Annotated in this window: 24 protein-coding genes; 9 read left to right on the forward strand and 15 right to left on the reverse strand. The window is 40.9% G+C overall.

The window, feature by feature from the left end:
- Positions 1-79: 79 nt before the first annotated feature.
- Positions 80-667 carry a TetR/AcrR family transcriptional regulator gene (locus ATS74_RS05050; RefSeq protein ID WP_058547860.1) on the forward strand — a complete coding sequence of 196 codons (588 nt, stop codon included), beginning with the start codon at positions 80-82 and terminating at the stop codon, positions 665-667.
- An 88-nt stretch (positions 668-755) separates the two neighbouring features.
- On the opposite strand, the gene ATS74_RS05055 is transcribed toward ATS74_RS05050, so the two are convergent.
- The 5 genes from ATS74_RS05055 to ATS74_RS05075 form a co-directional block, all read right to left on the reverse strand.
- The gene (locus ATS74_RS05055; RefSeq protein WP_058547861.1) at positions 756-2,876 is read right to left on the reverse strand and encodes a methyl-accepting chemotaxis protein; all 2,121 of its coding nucleotides are present in this window, start codon (positions 2,874-2,876) and stop codon (positions 756-758) included.
- Positions 2,877-2,973: 97 nt separating this feature from the next.
- The gene (arsJ, locus tag ATS74_RS05060; RefSeq protein ID WP_058547862.1) at positions 2,974-4,197 is read right to left on the reverse strand and encodes an organoarsenical effux MFS transporter ArsJ; all 1,224 of its coding nucleotides are present in this window, start codon (positions 4,195-4,197) and stop codon (positions 2,974-2,976) included.
- 29 nt (positions 4,198-4,226) lie between these two features.
- Positions 4,227-5,237 carry an ArsJ-associated glyceraldehyde-3-phosphate dehydrogenase gene (locus ATS74_RS05065; RefSeq protein WP_058547863.1) on the reverse strand — a complete coding sequence of 337 codons (1,011 nt, stop codon included), beginning with the start codon at positions 5,235-5,237 and terminating at the stop codon, positions 4,227-4,229.
- 38 nt (positions 5,238-5,275) lie between these two features.
- Positions 5,276-5,629, reverse strand: a complete 354-nt coding sequence (locus ATS74_RS05070; protein WP_004587025.1) for a metalloregulator ArsR/SmtB family transcription factor — start codon at positions 5,627-5,629, stop codon at positions 5,276-5,278.
- A 186-nt stretch (positions 5,630-5,815) separates the two neighbouring features.
- Complete coding sequence (locus ATS74_RS05075; protein WP_058547864.1) at positions 5,816-6,244, reverse strand: organic hydroperoxide resistance protein; 429 nt, start codon at positions 6,242-6,244, stop codon at positions 5,816-5,818.
- A gap of 135 nt (positions 6,245-6,379) precedes the next feature.
- On the opposite strand from ATS74_RS05075, the gene ATS74_RS05080 reads away from it, so the two are divergent.
- The gene (locus tag ATS74_RS05080) at positions 6,380-6,838 is read left to right on the forward strand and encodes a MarR family winged helix-turn-helix transcriptional regulator (protein ID WP_058547865.1); all 459 of its coding nucleotides are present in this window, start codon (positions 6,380-6,382) and stop codon (positions 6,836-6,838) included.
- Here ATS74_RS05080 and ATS74_RS05085 read toward each other — a convergent pair.
- On the reverse strand, positions 6,827-7,726 hold the full coding sequence (locus ATS74_RS05085; RefSeq protein ID WP_235591994.1) for a LysR family transcriptional regulator: 900 nt from the start codon (positions 7,724-7,726) through the stop codon (positions 6,827-6,829). The genes ATS74_RS05080 and ATS74_RS05085 overlap by 12 nt on opposite strands.
- A 110-nt stretch (positions 7,727-7,836) precedes the next feature.
- On the opposite strand from ATS74_RS05085, the gene ATS74_RS05090 reads away from it, so the two are divergent.
- The 3 genes from ATS74_RS05090 to astB all read left to right on the forward strand — a co-directional run bounded on the left by ATS74_RS05090 (position 7,837) and on the right by astB (position 11,712).
- Positions 7,837-8,847 carry a zinc-binding alcohol dehydrogenase family protein gene (locus tag ATS74_RS05090; RefSeq protein WP_058547867.1) on the forward strand — a complete coding sequence of 337 codons (1,011 nt, stop codon included), beginning with the start codon at positions 7,837-7,839 and terminating at the stop codon, positions 8,845-8,847.
- A 2-nt stretch (positions 8,848-8,849) separates the two neighbouring features.
- Complete coding sequence (locus ATS74_RS05095; RefSeq protein ID WP_058547868.1) at positions 8,850-9,953, forward strand: L-dopachrome tautomerase-related protein; 1,104 nt, start codon at positions 8,850-8,852, stop codon at positions 9,951-9,953.
- Positions 9,954-10,365: 412 nt separating this feature from the next.
- On the forward strand, positions 10,366-11,712 hold the full coding sequence (gene astB, locus ATS74_RS05100; protein WP_058547869.1) for an N-succinylarginine dihydrolase: 1,347 nt from the start codon (positions 10,366-10,368) through the stop codon (positions 11,710-11,712).
- 241 nt (positions 11,713-11,953) lie between these two features.
- Here the strand turns inward: astB and ATS74_RS05105 are convergent, their stop codons facing one another.
- On the reverse strand, positions 11,954-12,811 hold the full coding sequence (locus ATS74_RS05105; protein WP_058547870.1) for a mechanosensitive ion channel family protein: 858 nt from the start codon (positions 12,809-12,811) through the stop codon (positions 11,954-11,956).
- A 281-nt stretch (positions 12,812-13,092) separates the two neighbouring features.
- Between ATS74_RS05105 and ATS74_RS05110 the strand changes: the two genes are divergently transcribed.
- Together ATS74_RS05110 and ATS74_RS05115 are read left to right on the forward strand one after the other, a co-directional pair.
- Positions 13,093-13,773 carry an SDR family oxidoreductase gene (locus ATS74_RS05110; RefSeq protein WP_058547871.1) on the forward strand — a complete coding sequence of 227 codons (681 nt, stop codon included), beginning with the start codon at positions 13,093-13,095 and terminating at the stop codon, positions 13,771-13,773.
- A 231-nt stretch (positions 13,774-14,004) separates the two neighbouring features.
- Positions 14,005-14,685 (forward strand): SDR family oxidoreductase, encoded by a 681-nt coding sequence (locus ATS74_RS05115; protein ID WP_058547872.1) that lies wholly within the window; start codon positions 14,005-14,007, stop codon positions 14,683-14,685.
- Between the two features lie 122 nt (positions 14,686-14,807).
- Here the strand turns inward: ATS74_RS05115 and ATS74_RS05120 are convergent, their stop codons facing one another.
- From ATS74_RS05120 to ATS74_RS05135, 4 genes are all read right to left on the reverse strand, one after another.
- Positions 14,808-15,029, reverse strand: a complete 222-nt coding sequence (locus ATS74_RS05120; RefSeq protein ID WP_058547873.1) for a hypothetical protein — start codon at positions 15,027-15,029, stop codon at positions 14,808-14,810.
- A gap of 32 nt (positions 15,030-15,061) precedes the next feature.
- Positions 15,062-15,268 carry a hypothetical protein gene (locus tag ATS74_RS05125; RefSeq protein WP_201023019.1) on the reverse strand — a complete coding sequence of 69 codons (207 nt, stop codon included), beginning with the start codon at positions 15,266-15,268 and terminating at the stop codon, positions 15,062-15,064.
- 143 nt (positions 15,269-15,411) lie between these two features.
- Positions 15,412-15,966 (reverse strand): ArsR family transcriptional regulator, encoded by a 555-nt coding sequence (locus ATS74_RS19990; protein ID WP_201023020.1) that lies wholly within the window; start codon positions 15,964-15,966, stop codon positions 15,412-15,414.
- 410 nt (positions 15,967-16,376) lie between these two features.
- Positions 16,377-16,850: a DUF6882 domain-containing protein gene (locus ATS74_RS05135; protein ID WP_058547888.1), complete on the reverse strand. Its 474-nt coding sequence runs from the start codon at positions 16,848-16,850 to the stop codon at positions 16,377-16,379.
- Between the two features lie 434 nt (positions 16,851-17,284).
- Here ATS74_RS05135 and ATS74_RS05140 point away from each other — a divergent pair, with 434 nt between their 5' ends.
- The gene (locus tag ATS74_RS05140; protein ID WP_058547875.1) at positions 17,285-18,598 is read left to right on the forward strand and encodes a M20/M25/M40 family metallo-hydrolase; all 1,314 of its coding nucleotides are present in this window, start codon (positions 17,285-17,287) and stop codon (positions 18,596-18,598) included.
- A gap of 15 nt (positions 18,599-18,613) precedes the next feature.
- Here the strand turns inward: ATS74_RS05140 and ATS74_RS05145 are convergent, their stop codons facing one another.
- The gene (locus ATS74_RS05145; RefSeq protein ID WP_058547876.1) at positions 18,614-19,513 is read right to left on the reverse strand and encodes a LysR family transcriptional regulator ArgP; all 900 of its coding nucleotides are present in this window, start codon (positions 19,511-19,513) and stop codon (positions 18,614-18,616) included.
- 105 nt (positions 19,514-19,618) lie between these two features.
- On the opposite strand from ATS74_RS05145, the gene ATS74_RS05150 reads away from it, so the two are divergent.
- On the forward strand, positions 19,619-20,221 hold the full coding sequence (locus tag ATS74_RS05150; RefSeq protein WP_058547877.1) for a LysE/ArgO family amino acid transporter: 603 nt from the start codon (positions 19,619-19,621) through the stop codon (positions 20,219-20,221).
- 70 nt (positions 20,222-20,291) lie between these two features.
- Here ATS74_RS05150 and ATS74_RS05155 read toward each other — a convergent pair whose 3' ends face one another.
- From ATS74_RS05155 to ATS74_RS05165, 3 genes are all read right to left on the reverse strand, one after another.
- Positions 20,292-21,089: a response regulator gene (locus tag ATS74_RS05155; RefSeq protein WP_058547878.1), complete on the reverse strand. Its 798-nt coding sequence runs from the start codon at positions 21,087-21,089 to the stop codon at positions 20,292-20,294.
- Between the two features lie 121 nt (positions 21,090-21,210).
- Positions 21,211-21,927, reverse strand: a complete 717-nt coding sequence (locus tag ATS74_RS05160) for an SIR2 family NAD-dependent protein deacylase (RefSeq protein WP_058547879.1) — start codon at positions 21,925-21,927, stop codon at positions 21,211-21,213.
- A complete protein-coding gene (locus tag ATS74_RS05165; protein ID WP_058547880.1) occupies positions 21,924-22,940 on the reverse strand; it encodes a Kelch repeat-containing protein in 1,017 nt (338 codons plus the stop codon). Before ATS74_RS05165 ends, ATS74_RS05160 begins: the two co-directional genes overlap by 4 nt.
- Positions 22,941-23,254: the final 314 nt, after the last annotated feature.

Below are 23,254 nucleotides of genomic sequence, written 5' to 3' on the forward strand. Positions count from 1 at the left end.
CTTCGAGACACATACTATTTGATTTTGAGCGACTGTTCAAGTTAAAGTTGAGCATACGTTCAAAATAGTTGAGATTAAAATGGCTAACAAAGTTAAATTTGAACGCGAGAATGTAATTCGCGTTGCAAGCCAATTGTTTTGGGAAAAGGGGTTTACAGCAACCTCAACCCGCGATTTACAAGAGGCAATTAATATGCGCCCAGGCAGTATTTATGCGGCGTTTGGCTCTAAAGAAGGCTTATATAGTGAGTCTTTAAAAGACTACACCGTACAAATGAAAAGCCAAATTGACGGTTTTTTAGCAAGCTCTGACACTGTTATAGGTGGTTTGCGTGCGTTTGTAGAAAACGTAATAATTAAAACCAAAGACTGTAGCCCAAGTGCTATTTGTATGTTGGTAAAAGCAAACAGTGAATTTGCAGAAAAAGATGCCTCTTTATATGAACTGAGTTTAGACTTATCGGCAAAGTTTGAAGCTTACCTAACAACCTTGTTTGCTCAAGCTATTAAAAATAATGAGCTTAGTAGTAATCTTACGGCACTTGAATATGCGCAGTTTTTTCAGGTGCAATTTACTGGGCTACGTGGCTACTTTAACCGCCCAGGGGTTGAGCAATTAGCGCAGCCGATGATCAATCAAATGTTTGCCTTGATCAAAAAGCTATAACTTTTCGCATTACTCACTGCTAAAAAAGTCTCAACAAAAAAAGCGGCTAATTCACATTGAATTAGCCGCTTTTTTATATCTTACTTTTTTACGTTTTAAGCTTATTAAGCTCGCTATCTTGTTGCGCTACCAATGCATTAAGCGCTTCGCTGCTATCGCCCGCTTGAGTAGATAAATCAGCAAGCTGCGATGCCGCATCAGAGATAAGCGTTAAGTTACGGTTTATCTCTTCGGTTACTAAGCTTTGCTCTTCAGCTGCGGTGGCAATGTGCGTAATTTGATTAGTAATTTCGTCTACTTTTACTACCACGCTATGCAGAGCATCAAAGGCAACTGAGGTTTCGTCTACTGCGCTTTCAGCGCGTACTACGCCTTTTTCAATTACGGTAGATGCATTACCTACTTCTAACAATAAGCTATCAATAAGTTGGCTAATATCATCGGTAGATGAACGGGTTTTAGAAGCAAGTGCTCGTACTTCATCGGCAACAACCGCAAAACCTCGGCCATGCTCGCCAGCACGTGCTGCTTCAATGGCTGCATTCAGTGCAAGTAAGTTTGTTTGCTCTGAAATCGTTCTGATTACATCTAAAATTTGTGTAATGTCTTTACTACGCGACGCCACTTTTTCAACAGCTTGGTTAGCTTCTTTTATTTCTTCAGACATGGTTTTAACTTGGCTCATAGCCGATGACAAGCTCGACTCACTACTTACCACTAAACCATTTATTTCATCCGCTTGTTGAGCTGATTGCTCAGAGGCTCTTGCAACTTCAAGTGCAGTAGCGCTCATTTCATTCATGGCGGTTACCACGCTTTCAATTTCTTGAAATTGTGATTGCACGTTGTGCTTGGTATCAATAGCAATATGCTGCGCTATTTCGCCTTGATGCTTAGTTTGCGATGAAACATCTTTTAGCTCTGCAATTAAGCCTCGTAATTTAGTTAAAAAGGCATTAAACCCACCAGCAAGAGCAATAAGTTCAGCATGAGTATCAACGTGGAGTGTGTGTGTCAAGTCGCCCTCAGAGCTGGCTAGGTTATCTACACGCTGTTGAATTTGCTCAAGAGGAGCAACCACGCTGCCCACCACAATTTTCATAATTATAAATGCGATTAGCGCTATTACAGCACCTGTAATTAAGATCATCACACCTAAGTAGCTTGCTGTATCATCCATTCCTTTAGCAAGAGCATCAGGTCCTTCAAGCGCTAAATTAGTAGGTACTTCAATAAGTAAAGACCACTGAGTATTCGCAAGTTTAATATTTATAGGGTAATTAACTAAATACTCTGACGACATTTTAAAAATGCCTTTTTGACCTTTGAATCTTTCGGCTTCTTTAAAAGTAGCGGAACTAACAGCCTCTTTAAATGGGCGCCCTAATTTAGATTTATAATGGCTACTGCCCACCACTAAACCGATGTCGCTCAAAAGCGTTACTTTTGCTTGCCCGTTATATAACTCGCTAGACAATTGCTCGGTCATTGCTTGAAAGGTAGGTAGGGTTAAATCAGCACCAGCTAAACCTATAAACTGGCCCGATTTTAATATCGGCACAGTTAACGAGGTCAACATTACTGAATCGCCCGATGGGATTTCGTATAAGTAAGGTTCCATAATACACGGCTTTAACGTGTCTTTTGCACATAAGTACCAATGCGCTTCGCGAATACCAAACTCGTTTAATGAGGTTATATATTTATCGGCTGCGTTGGCTACTTTTTGCTGCTCAATGGCGCCGTTTTGATCGCGAGTAATATACACCTCTAAGGTGCCATCGCCATTAACTGATTGTTTATACCCTTGCTTAAAGCTCGAATCTTGCCCATCAAAAGCATTTGGCTCAAATTGCGAATATATAGAAGAAAGCAACTTATTTTGCTCTAACATCGAACGGTTAATGCTCACAACCGTATCGCGATCTAAATTTTGACTTTGTGCAGCATCGCCTAACAAAGCAGCTAATGAATAAGGTACGCGATAGGCTTCGTTAATAAAGCCTGCTATTTTCTCACCATAAGCGGCTGCATTTGAATTAAGTTTATGCTCAACCTCGGCAACAATGTACCCTTCTGATTTAACAGCTAAGTCTTTGTTACTTGATGATAATTGCCACCACAACGTAACCGACAATACTATTACTGTTAATAATATACTTGAGACTGTAAGCCACAGTAATTTTTTTGCTAGCGATAATTCCCGCATTCATTTCACCCTTTAATTTAAACTACGGCTACAGTTTAGTAGATCTGAGAAATGAAGCTATGAATATCGCTAAGAAAATTAAATCTAATACAAACGTTTAGCTTTTATTTTTGGTTAAAAAGGCAGTGGCTATAGAGGCCAAAATAAGCAAAATTACGCTCACCCATAAACACGCTACAAAACCATAAACCTGAAACACCCACCCCGAAAGCACGGTGCCCACTAAACGCCCCATTGCATTAGCCATATAATAAAAGCCAACATCAAGCGATACACCATCGCTTTTAGCAAAGCTGACAATTAAATAACTATGTACTGATGAGTTAACGGCAAATACACCGCCAAAAATAAGCAAACCTATAATTAGCGTGGCATGCACGGCAACATCAAGTTGCATAAAAAGAGCTAATAGTGCTGTTACACCACTTAGCAGCAACACCCATAAATAGGCATGTTTAACAGTATCAACGTTTGAGTTACTGGTGCCGGTAATACGCGGCGCTTGCGATTGCACACCACCGTAGCCAATTACCCAAAGTGCCATAAAGCCACTTACCCACCAAAAGTTCCAGTTAAATTGCTGGGCTAAATAAATAGGTAAAGCCACTACAAACCATACATCACGCGCGGCAAACAAGCATAATCGTGCTGCACTTAATAAATTTATTGCACGGGATTTAGAAAAAAGCTCTTTAAACTTGGGCTTATTTTTAGCTTTACCCATGTCGCCTTTTAAAAATACAACGCTAATCATCCACGCAATAGTAAGTAGTATAATAAGTGCTTTTAAAGCACCTACAAAACCCAGTACCGTTAGGAGTAAACCACCTAAAAAGAAGCCGACCCCTTTTAACGCATTTTTAGAGCCCGTTAAAATAGCCACCCATTTATAGAGCTGGCCTTGGCCGCTTTCTCCCTCGGGCACTAAGTGTTTAATGGCGCTTTTGGCGCTCATTTTATTTAAATCTTTTGCTATGCCGCTAAGCGCTTGCGCCGCCATAACATAAGCCACTGTGAGCCATTCACTTGGCGCGCATAACATGGCAAGCGCCATTATTTGCAGCGCCAAGCCAAAGTTCATGGTTTTATTAAGACCTAAATGAGCTCCAAGCCAACCGCCCACTAAATTGGTGATCACACCAAAAATTTCGTAAAACAAAAACAGCATGGCAATGGCCAGCGCGCCATACCCTAACTGATGAAAATGCAGCACTACCAGCATACGCAGTGCGCCATCAGTTAAGGTAAATGCCCAGTAATTACCGGTAATAATTAAATACTGTTTTATTGCTGTAGGTAAATTAGCAAGTTGCTCAAACATGGTTAAAGCCCTTTAAACCTTATAAATGGTTAAACCAAGTCGCTTTTAGCAACTTTAAGCATAAGCTCGGCGGTACGATTAGCGTAGCCCCATTCGTTATCGTACCAAGCGTATAATTTAAGCTGGGTATTATTAATAACCATGGTAGATAGCGCATCAATAATGCTACTACGCGGGTCGGTTTTGTAATCAATCGATACCAGCGGTTTTTCTTCGTAGCCTAATACACCTGCAAGCTCGTTTTTAGACGCTTGAGCAAACCATTCATTCACCTCAGTTGCAGTTACACCACGCTCAAGCTCAAATACACAGTCGGTAATTGATGCGTTAGTTAAAGGTACCCGCACGGCATGGCCATTTAACTTACCTTTAAGCTCAGGGAATATATGCGTAATGGCTGTTGCACTACCTGTTGTGGTGGGTATTAAACTAGTACCGCACGAACGAGCTCGGCGTAAGTCTTTATGTGGCGCATCAATAATAGTTTGAGTATTGGTAATATCGTGAATAGTGGTCATTGAGCCGTGCTTAATGCCTACTTTTTCTTGCAGTACTTTTACAATAGGCGCTAAACAGTTAGTCGTACACGAAGCCGCAGTCACAATTTTGTGCTCATCTGGGTTATATAAATTATCGTTAACGCCCATAACCACATTTAAAATGCCGTCTTCTTTTACCGGAGCGGTTACCACAACGCGCTTAACACCTTGTGCTAAATATTGATTTAACAGCTCAGTGGTTTTCATTTTACCGCTGGCTTCTATTACAACATCGCAATCAGACCAATCGGTGTCGTTAATGGTTTTGTTATTGGTAACGGCAATAGTGTGTTTGCCCACACTAAAGCTATTTTCGTTTGCTGTAACATTTTGGGCTAAACGCCCGTGCACTGAGTCAAACTCTAATAAATGGGCATGTGTTTTAGCATCGCCCGCTACATCGTTTACTTTAATAAATTCTACTTCTGGCCACTCTAAAGCTGCGCGCAGTGTTAAACGTCCCATACGGCCAAAGCCGTTAATACCTACTTTAATTGTCATAATAAATACCTTTAGTAAAGTTATATCAATTTGCTTAATTAACAGCAGCTTGCTGCACGCTCTGGGCGATTACCCATAGCATTGAGTCGATTTAAATCGTCGTTATAAAACGCAGAATTTTCGTTTCGTGTTTGCGTTAGTACGCTAAGAGCCCATTGTGGCAGGGCTTTATTAATACTGTAATACACCCATTGATTTTGCTTACGATCGCTCAATAGACCACATTGCCTAAGTTGCGCTAAATGGCGCGACACTTTAGGTTGGCTCAGTTCCAGCGCAGCAACAAGCTCACACACACATAGCTCTTGCTCATGGCTAATTAATAACATGGCTTTTAAGCGCGTATCGTCGGCTAAGCATTTGTAAAATTGAAGTGGGTTGAGTTGTTCCATAGCATCCTCGTTTAGTTAGTGTGCATACAATAAAACAAAATTAGAATATATGAAATAGTGAATATACGATTTTCCGTATATTTATTTAAAGCCCGCTTCAATTAATGTGACCTCTAGTAAATTGCAGCGCACAAAAAAGCCCAGTGGCAAACCACTGGGCTATTACAATGCTAAGTAATCAGTTAATTAAATAACCGAAAGCTCTACTTCAATGTTACCGCGTGTAGCGTTTGAGTATGGGCATACTTGGTGTGCTTTATTTACCAGCTCTTGCGCTGCTGTTTTATCCATATCACCTAGTGATACAGCTAATTTAACTGCAATGCCAAAACCGCCTTCAATCGCGCCAATAGATACTTCAGAATTAATGTGTGTATCACTTGGTAGCGCAATTTTTTCGCTACCGGCTACAAATTTTAGTGCGCCAATAAAACACGCAGCATAACCTGCTGCAAATAGCTGCTCTGGGTTAGTGCCTAGCCCATCGTCGCCACCTAGCCCTTTTGGGGTTGATAGTTTTACATCTAAACGGCCATCGTCAGATTTAGCTACACCTTCACGACCACCGGTTGCAGTTGCTTTTGCTGTGTAAGCAACGTTTTGTAATACATTCATAGTGAACTCCAAAGTTTATCAATTAATTTAGTTTGCATGCAAAATAATAGGCCAAGTAATTAGAGATTGCAAATACTTTGCATGCAAATTAAAATGTTTTTTGAGCTGAAGGTATTAACACGTTAGGAGTTGAGTATGTCGTTTGAGCAATTAAAATTAAAAAATCAGCTGTGTCATAGGCTATATATGGCATCAAATAGCATTGCACGTGCTTACCGTGAGCCTTTAGCTGCACTTAATTTAACGTATCCGCAGTATGTAGTAATGATGGCGCTGTGGGAGCAAGACAAAATAACCATAGCGCAGCTAATAGATAAAACCGCTATTGATGGCGGCGCTATGACCCAAATACTCAAAAAAATGACCGAAAAGTCTCTGCTGGCTGTTATTAAAGATGAGCACGATAAGCGTAAGCGCCTAATTCAGCTTACCAAAAGTGGGCAAGCCCTTAAAAACGAAGCTGCTGATATTCCAAAAAATATATTATGTAAGTTTGAAAGTGTAGACCCTACACAAGCCAAACAGCTCATGCAGCTACTTGATTTAGTAGTAAGCGATTTAACAACTAAAAACGATGATGAGTTAGCCAACTAACGCGGTTATTTTTTGTTGAATAAACGCCCTAAATGCGCTGATCACCGGGGTCATTTGGCGTCGGTCGGCGTACATCATATAAAGCGGTAGCGGATCGCTTTGCCACTCGGGGCATAAATGAACGAGTTGCCCGCTTGCTAAATCATCAATGACATCTAAGTACGACTTATACGCAATGCCTTTGCCCTCTAGCGCCCAGCGCCTAACCATTTCGCCATCGTTAACTATGTGTTGGCAATTTAGCTGCACTTTTTGCACTGCTCCATTTTTATAAAATCGCCACTCTTTAAACACTTCGCCAAAGCGCATAAAGGTAATGGTGGTGTGCTGCGTTAAGTTAAGTGGATGTGTAAGCAATCCATTGTTTGCTACATATTCAGCAGAGGCCACTAAAATACGCGTATTATTTAAAAAAAGTGGCGCTGCAATTAACTGCGAATCTTTTGGTACACCAAAGCGCAGCGCAATATCAATTGATTGGCTGTAAATGTCGCTTACTTCGTCACTTAAGTGCAGTTTAAGTTTTACATGCGGGTAGTGTGCTAAAAACTCATTAAGCCATTCACTTAGTTTATTGCGCCCTAAGTCGCACGGAGCCGATACCTGTAGCGTTCCCGTTACTTCGCCTACTGCGGTTTGTACTGCAGCTACCCCTTGTTGAATAAGCGAAAGTGAGTCTTTGGCGTAAGTTAAAAACTGCTCCCCTGCCACACTTAATCGTAAGCTGCGGGTAGAGCGAATAAACAGCACGTTTCCTAAATCTTTTTCTAAGCGCTTAATAGCGGCACTTACCGCCGCTGGGGTTTGCGCGTTTTGCCGTGCGGCTTCAGAAATACTGGCGCAACTGGCTACATCTATAAAAGTTTGAATATCGTTAAATGATCGCATATTTTCAATTAAAATTTGAAAGTGCTTTAGTTTTTCATGTCTTTTTCTATTTTTCAACTGAGCTATAGTGTTTACATATTAAAAAGTACTTAAAATCATCAGGAACCCACATGAAAGCATTTGGCTACACCAAAAACTCTAAAGTACTCACACCCAACTCTATACAAGCAATTGAGCTTGATACTCCAACCGCCACCGGGCACGACCTACTTATTGAAGTAAATGCTATTTCGGTAAACCCTGTAGATACAAAAATACGTGCCAATGTAACGCCAGAGCAAGGCCACAAAGTATTAGGCTGGGACGGCGTAGGTATTGTAAAAGCCGTTGGCGAGTCGGTATCGTTATTTAATGTGGGGGATCGCGTATTTTACGCTGGCGATTTGTCGCGCCAAGGCAGTAATGCGCAATTTCAATTAGTTGATGAACGTATTGTAGGGCGCGCACCTAAAACATTAACCGACGCACAAGCCGCAGCGCTGCCACTAACAGGTATTACCGCCTACGAAATGCTATTTGAGCGCCTGCAAGTGCCTAAAAATAAGCAAAATACTCAGCAATCTATTTTAGTTATTGGCGCCGCTGGTGGCGTTGGCTCTATTTTAGTACAGCTTGCCAAGCAACTTACTGGGCTAAAGGTGGTAGGTACTGCATCGCGCGAGCAAAGCGTAACCTGGCTTAAAGAGTTAGGAGCCGATCACGTGCTCGATCATTCTAAAAACTTAAACGAGCAGCGCAAAGAACTGGGGTTAGCTGAGTTTGATTACGTTATTGGCTTAACCCATACCGACCAATACCAAGACCAAATAGTGGAGTGTATTAAACCCCAAGGTAAATTTGCGCTAATAGACGACCCTACATCGTTCGATATTTTAAAATTTAAGCGTAAGTGTATATCGGTGCATTGGGAGTTTATGTTTACCCGCTCGCTATTTACTACAACCGATATAACAGCGCAGCACACCTTACTTAATGAAATTAGTGAGCTTATAGACTCAGGTAAGCTTAAAACCACACTTGGGCAAAATTTAGGCCCAATAAACGCCGCTAATTTATATAAAGCGCACCAAATTTTAGAATCGCACACCTCACGCGGTAAACTTGTTTTAGAAGGCTTTTAAACATGATCGAGATTAAAAAAATACTTTTAGTTGCAGCCTGCAGCACCGCGTTTTTAACCAGCAGTGTGTTTGCTAATACCGCTAATCAAAATGCTGATTTAAAAACAGTAGCCACATTCGACGCGCAACACCCACCGGGGAATATTGCTATTACCCCATCGGGTCGTAAGTTTTTATCGGTACATGGTTTTTACGGCCAAAAACAAAAAATTATGGAGCTATTAAACGATGGCACCACCAAACCCTACCCTAATGAAGAATGGGCATACGCGTATAAAAACGGCAAAGGCTTTTACGATGTACTTGGCATAAATGTATCAGCCGATGGCGTATTATGGATGCTTGATACATCAGGCCCTGATCATGCTGGGCGTTTAGTCGGATGGGATACCAACAAAGAGCAGCTGCATAAAATAATTTATTTAGCTAAACCCACCATTACCGACACCTCGTTTTTAAACGATTTAGTTATCGATAATAAACACGGCGTTGTATACATTGCCGACACCGCACAAGGCAGCCAAGCCGCTATTATTACCGTAAATTTAAAAACAGGTGAGGCGCGCAGAGTATTACAAAATAGCCCATACACCACAGCCGAAAATATCGATATGGTCATTGAAGGGCGCACCATGAAACTAGGCGGCCAACCAGCACGTTTAGGGGTAAACCCAATCACACTCGACCCAAGCGAACAGTGGCTTTACTTTGGCTCTATGTCTGGCACGTCGGTTTACCGTATTGCCACCAGCGATATTAATAATAAAAGCCTGAGCGCAAGCGCCCTTGAAAGTAAAGTAACGCGTTACGGCACTAAACCCATTTCAGATGGCATTATTGTTGATGGCGGCGGCAATGTGTATGTTACCGACATAACTAATGGCGCGATTGGCGTAGTAAAACCAAGCGGTAAATACCAAATATTATTTAAAGACGAGCGCTTAAGCTGGCCTGATGGCTTTAGTTATGGCGCCGATCATAAAATATATTTTACCGTAGATGAGCTACACCGCTCGCCAGTACTAAATAACGGTAAAAATGCCAGCCAAGGGAAATTTAGTGTGCTGTCGTTCGACCCGCTAGTAAAAGGTAAAGTAGGCCGCTAATTACCACGTATAAAACATAAGCCACACACCTGCTGCGTGGCTTTTTGGTGCAACTTTTAAGCCCTTGAGCCCCAAAGTGGTGCTAAACGCTCAAAAGTTATTTTTAGTGTTTTAATAAATTACTGATTTATATTCATAAAATATTCAATTAACAGTTGGCATAATTCTTCCACAGTACAGATGTGTTCAGTGAAACTTTCAAGGAAAATACCATGGCTAACTTATACCACACCCTTTACCTAATTTGGCGTTTAGACATTAGCGTATGGCAGGTAAACGATCCGAGTAATACCCATACCACGTGCGACAAAGAGCGAGTTTACAGCCGATAAATTTCGTATTTATAGGCTTTGCAAGCGCGGCCATTGCGTTGTATTGTTAAGTTACTAAAAACAATATGATTGGAACGTGTATGCACGCCTTAGAAGTAAATTTTGATGGCTTAGTTGGCCCTACTCACAACTATGCGGGTTTATCGTATGGTAACGTTGCCTCGTTAAATAATGCGGCAAGTTTTTCAAACCCTCAAGAAGCTGTGTTACAGGGCCTTGAAAAAATGAAAGCCATGCACGACAAAGGCCTAACACAAGGTGTGTTTGCGCCCCACGCACGCCCCGATTTAAACGTACTACGTCGCTTAGGTTTTACCGGCAACGACTCGCAAGTTATTCATAAAGCATTTAAAGCAGACCCTATCTTATTGCGCGCGTGTTATTCGGCCTCTGCAATGTGGACCGCCAATGCCGCTACTGTTTCTCCATCGCCAGACACCCTCGATGGCAAAGTGCATTTTACCTCAGCTAATTTAAACAATAAGTTTCATCGCTCCCTAGAGCCTGCTACAACTACCCGCTTACTAAAAGCCATGTTTAATAACGATAGCTACTTTGCACACCACACGCATCTACCCGATCAGGGCTTTTTTGGCGACGAAGGCGCGGCTAACCATACCCGACTTTGCGACAGCCACGGCGAGCAAGGCCTAGAAATGTTTGTATTTGGCGCAAGTGCCTTTAACAGCCAACTACCAAAACCGGCTAAGTTTCCTGCAAGGCAAACACTTGAAGCCTCAGAAGCCATTTGCCGATTACATAACTTAAAAGAATCGAGCCAAATTTTACTGCAGCAAAACCCAGATGTAATAGATCAAGGCGTGTTTCATAACGATGTAATTGCAGTAGGTAACGCAAACGTATTGCTTTGCCACCAGCAAGCATTTTTAAACCAACAAGATGCCCTGCAAGAAATTCGCGATGCCTACACCGGCAGCAAACAGCTATACATAATTGAAGTACCTACTGATAAAGTAAGCATTAGCGATGCAGTAAGCAGTTACTTGTTTAATAGCCAATTAGTAAGCCTAGATGATGGCTCAATGCTATTAGTAGCGCCACAAGAGTGCCAACGTAATAGCGCAGTAAACGCCTACATTGAAGAAATGATTTTAGCCGATAACCCAGTAAACCAAGTGCAGTTTTTTGACCTGCGCCAAAGTATGCAAAATGGCGGCGGCCCTGCCTGCTTACGTTTACGCGTAGCTCTTAACGAGCAAGAACTTGCTGCGGTAAACCCAGAGGTTATTTTAACCGATACTAAATACACTCAGCTTTGTGACTGGGCAAAGCGTAACTACCGCGATAAGTTAGGCGCAAGCGACTTTGCCGACTCAGCCCTACTTACCGAAAGCTACCAAGCACTGGATGAACTAACCCAGCTGCTTAACTTAGGCTCAGTGTACGACTTTCAATTAGAAGGTTAATACCTCGGCCAACACATAGGCTAATACAAAAATAGCGAGCCAAGGCTCGCTATTTTTATTTGTGCTTATGCTAATAGAGTTTAAAGGTTTTTATTATACCAATTCGCTTAATTAAGTGATCTATTTTGAGGCTGGAAAAAACGTGTTGATAACTAGGCAAAAAATTCGTTATTTAGTTGTTCTAAATGAGAATTTTTTAACGCAGGTAGCGACATGTTTAGCCCCGCAAAATGATTAAGTATTATTGCGGATTGGTATTAACCGTTACTGCAGATGCCATCGACTCAGATATATGCAGCGTTCGCTGCGGAAACGGAATACTCAGCCCCGCGCCTTCTATAGCCTCTTTAACGCGTTTATTTAAATCCCACACGGTTTGCCAGTAATCGCCATTTACAGCCCATGCACGTAATTGAATATTTACTGCGCTTTCGCCTATTGAGGTAACCATTACTTTAGGCGCTGGCTCTGCAAGTAGTCGGCTTTCTGATGCAGCTAATTCTTTAAGTACATTTAAGCCTACATCAATAGAGTCGGCGTACGAAATTCCCACCACTATATCCATGCGCCTTTTACCGTTGCGGGTAAAGTTTTTAATGTTGCCGCCCCACACTTTACCGTTAGGTGATGCGATATACAGGCCGTCGGTGGTTTTAAAAATGGTCGTAAATAAGTTTATTTCGTTCACTGTGCCAAGCGTGCCGCTAGCATCTACAAAATCGCCTATTTTAAATGGCCTAAGTATTAATAGCATAATGCCAGCGGCAATATTACTTAAGGTGTTTTTAAGTGCTAAACCAATCGCTAAACCCGCCGCGCCCATTAGCGCTATTAAGCTTGCCGTATTAACGCCAAAAATATCTAAAATAAACAACCCAGCAATTATGTAAACTAAATACCCCGCAATGCTCGATAAAAGCGGCAGTAGCGTTTCGTCTACTTTTTTTAATGGCGACTTAGAATTTTTAATCGCTTTTTTTACTGAACGCGCAATAAGCGCACTCGCAACTAAAATAGCCAAGGCTAATACCACTTTGTAACCTAAAGTGATGATTGTTTCTGAATGGCTTTGCCAAAACACAATAAGTTTATCTTTCATACATATTCCAAAAAACGGCTGACACTCAGCACAATTTAAAAATGAGCAAAGCTAAATGCGCTAAACCCACAATTTAGCCTTAATGGCTAAAAACCGCGCGAGTATATAGCTATAAATTAGTTATACCTATTGTTTTTGTATTAAATTAAAACATTAAATAAAAGCTATGTTCCTCTAACGTTACTATTCAATTTAGGTTAACCACACACTGTTAATGTTAGTACAAAAGTTACTGTAAATACTTTTCTCATTTTGAATAGGCTCACATAGGAGAAATAACCATGGCGATCAAAAAAGTAATCCTCATTACAGGTGCCTCTAGCGGTATTGGCAAAGCAACCGCCAAAACGCTGGTTAACCATGGCCACAAAGTCATACTTACCGCCAGAAGCGAAGACAAACTAACAAAATTAGTTAAAGAATTAGGCGAGGATAGCGCACTCAGCGTACCGGCAGATGCAACCAACTTTAACGAGCTTGAAAACGTAGTAACAAAAGGGCTTAACAAATTTGGCCGCTTAGACGCTACATTTGCAAACGCAGGTAAAGGGCTAAACACATTAGGAATAGAAAAAGGCGACCCTGGCGAATGGGCAACTATGCTTGATATAAACATAAACGCCCTGCTGTGGAGCGCTAAACTTACCCTCCCCTATTTACGTAAAACCAAGGGCCATTTTATTATAACCAGCTCAGCCACTGGCCGCAGAGCTGTTAAAGGCTCAATATATGGTGCAAGTAAATGGTTTACCTATGGCTTTGGTCAAAACCTAGCAGCAGAAATGAGTGAATGGGGCGGGCGCTGTACCACCATAACCCCAGGTGCTGTAAATACCCCATTTACCGATGAAGCAAGGCCAGACAAATTATACCCACAAGATGTTGCCGACGCCGTACTCTTTGCACTTGAAGCAAACCAGCGCAATAACATCAGAGAAATTCACCTAAGGCCAACCAATTAATGGGGCCTGCTGACCTCTCAGGATTAAAATTGGCTCTATCCAAGGAAGAGTTAATCGCGCTGTGTTTATGCCTATTGCTTAAATACCAAGCACACAGCTGAAAACTCAACCTCAAAAGATAAACAGGCTCCTCCATTCAAGCCCTGTTAACCCAGAACTGGTACAGTTAATAGCACGTATTAGTTAAACCGTTCTTATCATTTTGAATATGTAAACATAGGAGAAATAATCATGGCGAAAGAAAAAGTAGTTCTAATTACAGGTGCCTCTAGTGGCATAGGTGAAGCGAGTGCAAAAACATTGGTTAATAACGGCCATAAAGTCATTCTTACCGCCAGAAGTGAAGATAAATTAGCTGAACTAGTTGAGTCATTAGGTGAAGATAACGCACTGAGTGTACCCGCAGATGCCACCGACTTTACCGAACTTGAAAACGTAGTAACACAAGGGCTTAAAAAATTTGGCCGACTAGATGCCGCATTTGCCAATGCAGGTATGGGCGTTTCAACCGCAGGCACCGAAAAAGGCGACCCTGATGAATGGTCAACCATGATAGACATAAACATTAAAGCCCTACTGTGGACGGCAAAAGCAACCCTGCCTCATTTACGCCAAAACAAAGGCCACTTTATATTAACCAGCTCAGCTGCTGGCCGTAAGCCAATAAAAGGCTCTATTTATGGCGCAACCAAATGGTTTGCTTACGGGTTTGGGCAAAACTTAGCTGAAGAAATGAGCGAGTGGAACGGCCGCTGTACCACCATAGCCCCAGGCATGGTAAACACCCCATTTTTTGATGAAGCAAAACCCGACAAACTCGACCCACAAGATGTGGCCGACGCCGTACTATTTGCAATAGAAGCAAACCAGCGCAACAACGTACGCGAGATATATTTAATGCCGACTAATTAACGTTGATTGGTTAAATTTGAGCTGTCAGGTTTAATGTCAATGGTGTTAAACCTGATGGTTGTTAACTTTAAATACCGGCTGGATAGAATGCAGAGAAAGTATTCGTCACTAATAAAAGCTTACTATATGTACAGTAACTCTAAATCACCATCACTAGGTTCGAATATTTCAAGCCAAATAGTAACACCATTTTCATCGCAACATTCAATATCAAAGACTCCATCATAAACTTCAACTATTGTTCCAACATCACCGATTTGAGGAGCTCTTGAGCCAAAGCTTTTTTCTGAATAGATAAACTTTTTATTAAGAGATATAACTTTTACTACAGAGTATTGCTTCATTAGATTCTCAAGTGTTTATAACGCCTAAACATTTACTCAAAATTTTCAAGAACACAAAATTGAACCCCGCCACTATTGTGCTTGCCAACTAAACTTATGCATTTAAAGGACTCACAACCATCAACTGAAATCTGAACCTCTAAGTCTTGATTCTCGAACGTTTGCAGCTCTTTGATGAGTTGCTTGATTGTTTTGCCGCGAGTTACCCATTCAGGGTTATCATCTATATTATCGTCCACAATTTACCCTCTACCAGAAGAACACCCAACTCCGAATTAAGTAGTAAGCAACGGCTACACCTAACTTAAATCTTTATGTTGTAAACACTAAATTCAAAGCAAACCGAAAATGCCTAGTGTTGGCAATGATCTTAACCGCTTTGCTATTTTTTTGCTTGCCACACTTTAACAGTGCCATCCATACCCGAAAGAATTTTCCCATCTACCTCTAGACGAATTAGTGATGCCAAAATAGATGACTTCCCCACTAGAAGTATATGTCCGAGTCCTCGGTGCGTAAAAGCTTCATTTGAGTGCTCAAACATATATTTATGAACCTTTTCATCCAGCTCATGTTCCCAGCTTTTAACCGTTAATTCTGCAATTCTATTTGAAAGCTCTTTAAGGTTTCCAGTGATTTGGTTGCTTTCTTTTGCTTCTGAAAGAACCTTTTCAGTTTCTTGTGCGACAACCTCTTTAAGTTGGTTTGCGTGTAAGAAATGCTCTTCGTTGGAGAAATCACTAGGTGCATATAAAACCTGAGGTTTGAAGACTAATACAAAGAAAAAAAGCGTGACGATAAACACTGGGAAGAACATTACAAAATAGATGAACTTTTCTTGTAAAGATAAGGGTAAAGCAACTAGAGCTCCCGTTGCAAACGTCTCAGCTGCACCAGCAAAAATTGCCACTATCGTCAATGGGTTACTTACTTTCATGATACTCCCAATAAAAAGCATAACACCTAATTTCTAGTTGATGCTTTGTTATGTTTACGTTACTCACCATACTCAGACAAATATAATTTAACACCCAAATTACTCATTATTAACATAGCTTCTGGTGATAGAATAGCTCCACCATAACAAGCATTCTGTCTTATGCTAAAACCTACATCGGCAATGTATTTTGATGGAGTTAAATTAAGAGGATTTTCTAACAGCCAACTTTCAAGCTCTTGGATCTGGATAGGCAGTTCCCAATGACCTTTTGCTAAGTGAGCTAGCTTTTAATTCGATTGTTCAATTTTGATATAAATTGGCATCTAACTTCCTTGTATACCTAACACTTACGATAAGCGGTTTGGCGGCGCTCTTCTGACAAATCCGTCTTCATCATTTTGTTATACCTATTCTACCCAATATATGTCTGTAATGACCATATAAGTAAAGCCAGTTTTATCAGCAGTTCTATAAGCGCCTTTAGCATTTAAAATATAGCTAGTAATAGATGTCATCTCCCAACCATCGACTTCGTCTGCAGACCACTTATCATTTATTAGTGCATCGAAGCCTTTAGATTGACCAAACTCTTTAACTTTGTACATTTGATCTTTAACATTATTCAAAACTGAAGAATTTGCCCATGACCAAAGCCATGTGTTTGACTTAGTCGATACAGAACCAACAAATTGCACTTTTGCAATAACGGCTTTTATTCCGTCGTTCGAAAATACCAAAGTTCCATTCTCTTGATCCCAATCGAAACGCTCGTGCTCTCCAATTTTATATTCATCCATTATTGCATCTTGCTTTGCTGATAACGAGTTATGGGCAATTGTTACGAAGTCAGCCCAATCATCATTCGCGTGAGAGTTTGACATGAACAAAGCTAATATAGATGCGAAAATTTTCTTCATACTTCCTCAATAGGTATAACAATTTAGTTTACGACATTTGTCATTTTACAAAGTATCAAATGTCCCTATTTTATACTAATTTCATCCTAACCATAAAATAAATACCTGTAAACAAATAGTTAGCTTCGCCTTACCTTTCCTAAATGTAGCAAAACCCAAAAATGTTGGAGATCAGTAATATCAGACATATAGCTGTGTAGTTGTACTAGTTGATTACTAATTAACAAATCATATTTTAAATACCTGAGTTTAAACCAGTAACGCATACCCCCTTTAACCCTTAATCTTTTAACTCGTTGTTGTTTATAAAATTAGTTAAAAATCACAATCTACTTCTATTGAACCCTTTGTATTTTTACTTCATATTAGCTGAACTACTTTTCAATTATTAGGCTGTTATGTCACTTTTAAAATTTAGCCATGTACTTATATTTACCCTTGCGAGCACCCTACCGCTTACAAGCCATGCGGCGCTTGATAAAAACGAGCGTGAAATAGTAAAACAGATCGATAAAAATATCCCCCAAGCACTTAAAGAAATAGAGCAAGCCGTAAATATTAATAGCGGTTCGCTTAATATTGAAGGTGTAAAAAAAGTGGGCGCGCTGACAAGCGAGCAGCTGAAAGCCATTGGCTTTAAAGTAGAATGGCTTGATGGCAGTGCGTTTAACCGCGCAGGTCATGTATTAGCAACCCATGAAAGTAAAAACCCCGATGCAATAAAAATACTGATGATCGGCCATCTAGATACGGTATTTGCCAAAAACGATAACTTTACTACCTACAAACAGCTTGATGAAAACACCGCGAGCGGCCCAGGTGTAGCCGATATGAAAGGCGGTAACACTATAATAATTACCGCCCTTAAAAGCTTACAAGCCCTTAATTTACTTGAAAACGTAAGCATAAAAGTATTGCTTACGGGCGATGAAGAAAGCAGCGGTCGCCCACTTAGCTTATCTAAGCAAGCTATTGTTGATGGCGCAATATGGGCAGATGTAGCGCTTGGCTATGAAAATGGCGATAACAATATTAAAACCGCGATGGCAGCGCGCCGTGGTTATACCGGTTGGACGTTAAATATAACGGCCAATGCTGCACATTCATCGCAAATATTTAGTGATAGTGTGGGCTATGGCGCTATTTACGAGGCGTCGCGTATTTTAAATGACTTTAGAGAGCAACTAGCTACACAACCTAATTTAACCTTTAACCCTGGGCTTATTGTAGGCGGTACAAATGCCGATTACGACAGTGCTAACTCGTCAGCAACGGCGTTTGGTAAAAGTAACGTAATTGCGCAAACCGTGCATGTAGCGGGTGATTTACGAGCGCTTTCGCCAAAGCAGGTAGAAGGCGCTAAAAAAGTGATGCAGCAAATAGTGGCTAAAAGCTTAAATGGCAGCCACGCTGAGCTTATTTTTGAAGACGGCTACCCACCAATGGGGCTCACCGAGGGTAATAAAAAGCTGCTTGCACTGTATAGCGAAGCAAGCCAAGACTTAGGCTATAACAAAGTGGTGGCTGCAAACCCTCGTAATGCCGGCGCTGCTGATATTTCGTTTGCTGCAAACCATGTTGATATGGCGCTTGATGGCCTTGGCCTAATGGGCAGTGGCGCGCACACTAAAAACGAAACCGCCGATTTAACCAGCCTAAATAAAAACACCGCTAAAACAGCGCTGCTTATATATAGATTAGGGCAGTTATAAACGCAGGCTTAGCTTTTATGGGTTAATACGCTCTAACCGTTTGCCTGCTACTTGCAATGCAAATTTACGCAACGTTTTAAGCTGCGGGCTTTCGGTTTGCCAATAGTGCCAGTACAAAGGCGTATCAATATAATATTCTGGGAATAAATCGACTAATTCTCCTTTTGTTAACGAATCTCCTAGCTGTAATGTAGGTAATAACCCGTAACCTAAGCCTGCGATCATGGCTTGTTTAAATCCCTCTGACGAAGGGTATATATGGGTAAACAGTGGTGATGAGCCGTTAATGTCGTTTAAAAACTGATGCTGTAACTTATCAAGGTCGCTATACACTAAACACGGTAAGTGCGCTAACTGCGAAAGGTCGTTGATTTTATGCTGCTTTATAAATTCAGGACTCGCAATGGCTTTATAGCGTATAGCGCCAAGTGGGCTAACAAGTCCGCCATTTACAGGCTCGGGTGATGAGCTAATACACACCATAACCTCGCCGTCTTTCATTCTTTTATGAGCAATGGATTGGTCTTCACTAATTACTTCGAACCTGAGCTTGCACGTAAGCTCACTATCGAGCACGGCCAGTGCTTCGGGCAGCCAGGTTGCAAGCGAATCCGCATTAGCAGCAAGCCTTACGCTAAGTGGTGTATTTAAATCTGTATGCTCGTTAAGTGCCCCCACATTAAGGGCTACTTCTAGCTGTAATACTTGCTGTAAATGATTAAGTAAGCGCTTGCCTAATGCTGTTGGCGATGGTGGCTGGGTTCTTATTAATACGGGTTCACCTAGTTTAGCTTCTAGCTGATGAATACGTCGGCTCACCGCCGATTGCGTAATAAATAACTTTTTAGATGCCTTTTCAAATCCGCCTTCACTTATCACGGCGCTAAGCGCATTGAGTAACTGATAATCAATCATGAGTTTTACGCATATAACAATAAATATATTCATTGGATTTGTAACAGAATACTCCCTACCCTGCAAGGCATTGAATAGCAGGTTTTATTTATTTGGATTTAAAGTATGTCGTTTTTGTCGGGTGTGATGCTGGGGCTGAGTTTAATTATTGCCATTGGAGCGCAAAATATTTGGATTTTAAGCCAATGTATGGCGGGTGCTAACCGTTTTGTTTTAGCCGCGGTTTGTATAATTTGTGATGCCACATTAATTATTGTAGGGGTATTTGCAGCTAATGAGTTAAAGTTATGGCTGCCGGAGTTATTACCGTGGTTAACGTGGGGCGGTATAGCTATGTTGCTTTACTTAGCATTTGGCTCTGCACGCAGTGCAATTAAAGGCACATCGGGGTTAAAAGTAACTCAGGTAATAAAAGTGAGCTGGTGGCAAACCGCCTTTGCGGCCTTTGCAATAAGTTTACTAAATCCACATGTTTATTTAGATACCGTATTACTGCTTGGCAGTATTGGCGCACTACAACCAGAGCCTATGTACTTTGCTATTGGCGCTTGTGTTGCCTCTGTTATTTGGTTTAGCAGCTTAGTGTTGTTTGCGCCAAAATTAAAAAAGGTTTTAAGCTCCCCTTTTAGATGGCGCATATTTGATAGCTGTGTAGCCGCTATTTTATGTTTTGTAGCGCTTCAGTTGTATAACGTGCCCAGCCAATAGGTTAAAAAAGCGGTAGTAATATGTGTTACTACCGCTGTTTAATTTTTTACTTGTTCGCCGTTTTAATCTACTAAGACATTATTTTATATAGAAGCTCTCGCACTGTTGCGGGTTCAAACGGTTTATCACAAATGGCATCAACTCCCGCTTGCGCAATATTAGCTAGGTGGGTGTCGTTTGCCTCTGAGCTCACCATTAAAATAGGAATATGCGAGTAGGCGTTTGAGCCACGTACTGTTTCGGTTAACTCGCGCCCATCCATTTCTGGCATATTGTAATCGGTAACGATTAAGTCGAACGACTGCTCGTTAAGTTGCTCTATCGCTTCTTTACCGTTTTCGGCCTCTACAGGAGCAGGAATCCCCATACCAGCAAGTACGCGTATTATGTGTTTACGCGCAAAGCGGCTGTCGTCAACCACTAACACACGCAGTAGCGTTACATCAAAATGATCAAGCTCTACTTCTTCTTCGCTTATAATATCGAGCGTTGCTTTTAGTGCGCGGGTAATAGCTTTTGCGCTAAAAGGCTTAGGTAAAATAGCCAGCACACCCGATTGGCGTAATTGCTCAAGGTATTTTTTATTACGCTCACTCGATATAAGCATAAAAGGTTGATGCTCAGTGGTAGGGTTTGCTCTTATTTCTTGCAATAATGAATCGGCAGTGCCGTCAGATAAATACATAGAGCTTATTACTAAGTCAGGATGATAACTTGCTAATAAGCTAAGCGCTTGTGTTTGTGTAGATGCAGTTTCAACTTGTTTTACACCACTTTCTAAAAGCGATTTTATTATTATTTTTTGCTGAACCTCTGAAGGCTCTACAAGTAAAATTGACAAGTTTGCTATTGCAGTTAAGTCGCTCATTCAGATCTCTTTAGTATTGTTATAATCAGGATAATAGTAACATTTTTGATTCGTTAATATTATATAAAGAGATTGTAATATTTAAGAAAACATTATCAATCTCTTTGAAATATAGCACTTATTAATTAGATTGAATGTAATCTAGTGCATTCATTTTTTTATACGTGACGTTAGCGTGCAAAATATGTGCAGGCTCTGGGTCAACCACTTCAACAGGTATGTCGTAATTTCGGGCTATTTCAATTGCCATTTGAGTGATATTGACACTAAATGAAGTGCCCATAAATACAATTTTATCGGCATTGAGCATACGCTGCTGTGCTTCGGATATTCTGTAAAGCTCGGTGTAGTATTCATCAAATAATAAAACAAAGGGCTTAAATGAATGATTTAGCTCTGGCATTTGATTTTGAATATTAAATAGCTCAAAAAGAGAGTCATGCAGGCGGCTTTCGTCTACGCTATCCCACGGGGTCATAAGCGGTTTGACTGCTTCCCCTTGCTTATGAAATAACGTCATTTGATCGAGCCTGCCATGTATAGCGACATAATTTTTATTACCCGCTTTGCCATCAAGCCCATCTATATTTTGGGTAATTAAGTTTTTATCGCTAAGCCAATGGTGTACGTCGTTAGGGCCATGGTTACGATACGTTGCAAAACGATTGTAATACCAGGCTAAAAACTCGCGCGGATTGTTTTGATACATAGCACGCGTGGCCATTTCCATAGGTGTATAGTTTTTACTACCTATCGTCCAAAAGCCATCTTCGCCCCTAAAAGTAGGTATACCACTAGCAGCACTTACTCCTGCGCCTGTAATATAAAGCGTATTCACTGTGTTACCTCATAACCTGTTACATCGCTTATTACTTGCTGTTGGTTGTTCATACCGCCAATACGATATAAAGCCCCGTTGTGCTCAAGTAGCCCGCGGTGGTCCATGCTGCCTTCGGCTAAAGGCGATAAAACTTGCCATGAATTTTGCTCAATATTAAAACGCCACACGTGTTTACTTGCCGGTGCTGGCTTTTTATTGTAGCCAATACCGTTGTAGTTATAGGGGTTATTAGAGCCGCCCAGCATGTAAATATTGTTATTGTAGCTCGTAGCAGCCATACGGTAATGCGATTCACCTGTAGGATGAGGTAACGTGCGCCAATCTATTTTTAGCGGATTGTTGGCATTTATTGTGCCTTTTAAACACTGCGCAACACCTGCAAAAGAGCGGCGTGAATCTGGATTTGCTTGAGTTTTAACGCCATCGCAAATAACAATAGTATTACCACTAATAGCAGCCGCTTGGCCAAATACAGGCTCTCCTAAAAAAGGTGATGCCTGTTGCCATATGTTGGTTTGGGTATCGTATACCTGTACTAAATTTACGTTGCCATCGTTATGCCAACCGCTAATAAGGTATATGTAACGCTCTTTGTAGCTAATCGCTACGCTGTCATCTACCGGTACTGGCATGCTTGCAAGGTGTTTATATGTATTGTTTTTTATATCGAAACGGTACACATCGGGGCTTGAAATTTCAGTATGATCGCTATCTACCGTATAACCACCAAAAATATAAGCGTATTCACCTAAGCCCACTGCAGTACTCGCTAAGCGCCCCTTTAATGGCAAACTTGAAGGCACACTCGCTTGTTGCTGCCAAGCGCTGTCGCCCAGTTTTAGTGAAAATACCTTATTGTGTACATCGCTATGTTGTTTGTTTTTACCAAGCCCCATAAAACTCAAAAAATAGCGTTGGTTTTCAACAGTAACCTTAGCTACGGCATTGTTTGCAACGGGCTCTGGTAAGGCAGGAAGGCTTGCTAATACTACAGAAAAAAGAAGGCTCATAAGGTAATTAATTTAAAGGTGGCTAATGCACTTAGGGTAATTTATTTTACGCTGATGAACCAGTATTCATGCAGTTATTTGACTAAGCTCACCTCAGTTAAATGTGTAATTAAACATAATACCACATGACAATTTATGGCTATTTTTATTCTGTAATTAAGTTTGTAGCAAATTTATTATATTTTATAAACCTACTCGTAAATTTAACTACCGCCACGCTAATAATAATGATTCAAACTAACTTATTATTTACGTTATAAGCTGATGTATTAGCGACGAAAACATATAAAAGCTCTTTATTAGGGCGTGTTGAC

Origin of the sequence: Pseudoalteromonas sp. H103 (assembly GCF_001469205.1) — a bacterium.
GTDB lineage: Bacteria > Pseudomonadota > Gammaproteobacteria > Enterobacterales > Alteromonadaceae > Pseudoalteromonas > Pseudoalteromonas carrageenovora.